Source organism: Spirochaetota bacterium (genome assembly GCA_035477215.1).
GTDB lineage: Bacteria > Spirochaetota > UBA4802 > UBA4802 > UBA5368 > MVZN01.
This window is the reverse complement of the sequence record DATIKU010000004.1, coordinates 1-3,733: the sequence shown is the minus strand read 5'-3', so window position 1 is coordinate 3,733 and position 3,733 is coordinate 1. Positions and strand designations below refer to the sequence as shown.

The window sequence follows — 3,733 nt, the reverse complement described above, 5'->3', positions numbered from 1 at the left end:
CCTTCCCAAGCCCTTCAAACTCGACGTGCTGATAAAGGAAATTTCCAGGGTTTTTAAAAGCTCAACCAAATAATTACAACTCGCTATCCATGCGCTCCAGGTCGTCTTTCTTCCCCGGCATCACCAGGATACCGTTTTCGTCGATCTTCTCCCGGGACATCGGATTGAAGATCATCTCTCCGCCCGTCTTCCCGATCGCCACGATGACGACGCCGTAATCCCTTCGCAGGTTGCTCTTGACGGGGGTTTTCCCGGCAGGCGGCGATTCGTCGGCGATTCGGTATTCCTCCATCAAGAGCCGCGGGTGGCGGTCCATGAGTGCGATGCCGGCGAAGTCGACGACCGTGGGAACGATGCCGCGCGCCTGCATGATGCCGGCCTTCAGAAGCGCGTCCTCGTTGGTTGCGTCCATGGCGAGATAGCGCACCCTGTCGCACTCGAGCTCCTCGAGCGACCGGGGGTGGCGAGGGGATTGATCTGCGCAAAGCCGACCGTGCTGATCGTGATGATGGTCATGTAGAACGAGTCGAAAAATGTCATTCCTTCGACGATGTGATAGCCGAAGGTTCCGAAGGCCGGCGTGCAGGCGCGAAGCAGGGTGCTGGTAAGCAGGCGCTTGAAGTCCATGGCGGGAGTAACGGGGCGATGATGGCGAGTATGCCAAACGTTTTACGTTACGTCGGTTTTATTGAATGAAATTAATGGGATAGTAATTGTAAATTTTACCAATATCCGGTTAAATGTCGACAGTCGATAACGCGGAGGTTTGTTGGAGGATGACATTTTCCCTGCTGGCTGGAATCGTCATCATTATCGTGCTCGCCATGGTGATGCTGTACCTGTGCCTCCGCCTCCACATTCCGACGATAGTGGGGCTGCTGTTTACGGGAATACTGGCGGGACCCTATCTCCTCGGAGTGATTTCCTACAGTCATGAGGTCGAGATAATCGCCGAGGTGGGCGTAGTTCTGCTCCTGTTCACCATCGGTCTTGAGTTTTCGCTTAAGAAGCTTCTTCGTGCCCGTCGAACGGTCCTTGTCGGCGGCTCGCTCCAGGTATTTCTCACCACACTCGCGGTATATCTCGTCGCGGTTTCCGCCGGTGTGGGCAGGGCCGAATCCCTGTTCGCGGGCTTTGTCATCTCCATGAGTTCGACCGCGATAGCGATGAAGATTTTACAGGAACGCGGGTTGATGGACGGTCCCGCGGGAAGCTCGTCCCTGGCGATTTCCCTGTTCCAGGATATCATGTCGGTACCGATGGTGTTGTCCATCCCTCTCCTGATGGGGGTGGAAGAGAACGCCGGTCTTCATCTCGGCATTTTTTTCCTGAAATCTCTGGCCATTATCGCCTTCGTGCTGCTCGGCGCGCGCTGGTTCGTCCCCGCCGTCCTGTACCAGGTCACTCGTACCCGAAATCGCGAGCTTTTTCTGTTGAGTGTTCTGGGACTTTGCGGTGCCATCGCCTGGCTTACCAGCAGGGTGGATCTGTCGCTCGCCCTCGGGGCTTTTCTCGCGGGGCTTATCATTTCAGAGTCGGAGTACAGCCACCAGGCGCTCGGGTCCATCCTGCCATTTCGTGATGTGTTTACCGGCTTCTTCTTCATCTCCGTGGGAATGCTGCTGGACGTCGGTTATTTCCTTCAGCATCCCCTGAGCATAAGCTCGCTGGCAATCGGTGTCGTTGCGTTAAAAGTGATTATTATCGTGATAGCATGCATCCTCATCGGACTGCCCCTCCACACCGGCATATTGACGGGATTCGCGCTCTCCAACATCGGTGAGTTTTCTTTTGTGCTGATTCGGGCAGGGTCCTCCTCGGGGCTGCTTTCGGATGAGATAAGCCAGTTCTTTCTTGCGGTGACCGTCATCAGTATGATACTCGCGCCCTTCCTTATGGGCGCTTCGACACGCATCACGAAATTTATCAATCGTATGCCGCTCCCGGACAGGTTGCGCGCGGGACTGTTCAGCCTTTCCGGGATTGAGCCTCCGGGATCCTTCCGGGAAAAAACGGGTCACATCATCATCGTGGGTTACGGAATCAACGGCAGGAACGTGGCGCGCGCGGCCTCGATCGCCGCCATCCCGTATCTCATAATCGAGATGAATCCCGACACGGTCCGCAGCGAGCAGGAACGGGGCGAGCATATCGTCTTCGGAAGCGCCGACCAGGAGGCGGTGCTGGAGTACGCGGGCATCGCCGCCGCGAGGGTGCTTGTCATCGCGATCGCCGATCCGGCGACGACGCGGCAGGTCGCGGCCGTGGCGCGCAAGGCGAACCCGGATGTGTACATCATCGCGCGAACACGCTATCTCCAGGAGGTGCAGCCGCTCTACGACCTCGGCGCCGACGAGGTGATCCCGGAGGAGTTCGAAACATCGGTCGAGATTTTCACCCGCGTCCTGAACAGGTACCTGGTCCCTCTCGACGAAATACGACGCTTCGCGGCGGAGATCCGTTCCGGCGGCTACGAGCTGTTGCGGGGGCTGCGGGGTACGTCCCGATCGTGCGGTGATCTTTCGTGTTACCTGGCCGGCGAAGAGGTGTCCGCGCTGCGCGTTTCGGCGGCCTCGGCGCTGGCCGGAAAGACGCTCGCCGAAATCAATATGAGGAAGGCCCACGAGGTGGCGGTCGTCGCCGTGCGAAGGGAGGCGGAGGTGCTTTCGAATCCCGACGGCGATACGCGCATTCTCGCCGGTGACATTCTCATCGCGTTCGGGACTCCCGACAGGGTGGCGGCGATGGCCGAGCTGCTTAATCCCGGGGAATAGGCCGGCGGAAAGTGTTTGATTTTTCACAGGCTTTGCTGTATGGAGATTTCATTCCGCGACGAGTGCTCGAGTGCGCGATCATGCCGCCTGCCTGACCGCGTGTCCGGCGGATGCACGGCGATTTACATGACAGGAAATCCGGAGGGGGATTGAGATGAAGGGATACAAACACGGGACTGGGACGTTTATCGGCAAGGGCGGGATGGAAATATTTTTTCAGACATGGATGGCCGAGAAGCCGAAGGGGATCGTCGTTCTCTCACACGGCCTGGGCGAGCATTCCGGCCGTTATGATAATCTCATCGAGAGGATGCGGGGCGGCGGTGTGAGCTTTTACGCGCTCGATCACCGGGGACACGGCCGTTCGGGCGGTAACCGCGGCCACGTCGATTCCTTCATGGAGTATGTTCAGGACATGAAGGTCTTTATCACCCAGATAAAGGATGAATACCCCGGGCTTCCCCTGGTGCTCCTGGGGCACAGCCTGGGCGGGCTCATCGCCATGAAGTATGCGCTGACGCATCCGGGCGACATGAAGGCGCTTGTGCTCTCCTCCGCGGGGCTGGTGCCCGCCGTCAGGGTCCCCGAATGGAAGAAAAAGATGGGAATGTTCTTCTCGCGCTATATCCCGACACTCGCCATGTCGAACGAGCTCGACGCCGGCGACCTGTCGCACGATCGCGCGACGGTGGACGCCTATGTTAACGATCCGCTGGTGCACGACAGGGTGACGTCCCGCTGGTACGCCGAGTTCACCGCCACGGAGGAGGAATGCCTGCGGCGCGCCTCCGAGCTCAGGATGCCCCTCCTCGTTATTCACGGCAAGGCGGACAAGATGGTCGATTACCGCGGCAGTGAAAAGGTTTATGCGGATGCGCTTGCGAAGGATAAAACGCTCCACATTTTCGCCGGCCTGTATCATGAAACCATGAACGAGACCCCCTCCGAACGGAGCAAAG

At 58.4% G+C, this 3,733-nt stretch carries 4 protein-coding genes; 2 read left to right on the top strand and 2 right to left on the bottom strand.

Going from position 1 to position 3,733, the window contains the following annotated elements; all coding sequences use genetic code 11:
- Positions 1–73: 73 nt before the first annotated feature.
- A complete protein-coding gene (locus VLM75_00775; protein HSV95445.1) occupies positions 74–412 on the bottom strand; it encodes a TrkA C-terminal domain-containing protein in 339 nt (112 codons plus the stop codon).
- Positions 382–627 (bottom strand): potassium channel family protein, encoded by a 246-nt coding sequence (locus tag VLM75_00770; protein HSV95444.1) that lies wholly within the window; start codon positions 625–627, stop codon positions 382–384. The genes VLM75_00775 and VLM75_00770 overlap by 31 nt, the downstream gene beginning before the upstream one ends.
- A 149-nt stretch (positions 628–776) precedes the next feature.
- Between VLM75_00770 and VLM75_00765 the strand changes: the two genes are divergently transcribed.
- Together VLM75_00765 and VLM75_00760 are read left to right on the top strand one after the other, a co-directional pair.
- Positions 777–2,774, top strand: coding sequence for a cation:proton antiporter (locus tag VLM75_00765; GenBank protein HSV95443.1), 1,998 nt, complete (start codon positions 777–779; stop codon positions 2,772–2,774).
- A gap of 154 nt (positions 2,775–2,928) precedes the next feature.
- On the top strand, positions 2,929–3,733 hold an 805-nt coding region (locus tag VLM75_00760; GenBank protein HSV95442.1), incomplete at its 3' end, for a lysophospholipase.

Excerpts from the sequence above, each read along its gene's own strand:
- VLM75_00775 (HSV95445.1), bottom strand. The coding sequence starts at position 412 with ATGGACGCAACCAACGAGGACGCGCTTCTGAAGGCCGGCATCATGCAG.
- VLM75_00770 (HSV95444.1), bottom strand. The coding sequence starts at position 627 with ATGGACTTCAAGCGCCTGCTTACCAGCACCCTGCTTCGCGCCTGCACG.
- VLM75_00765 (HSV95443.1), top strand. The coding sequence starts at position 777 with ATGACATTTTCCCTGCTGGCTGGAATCGTCATCATTATCGTGCTCGCC.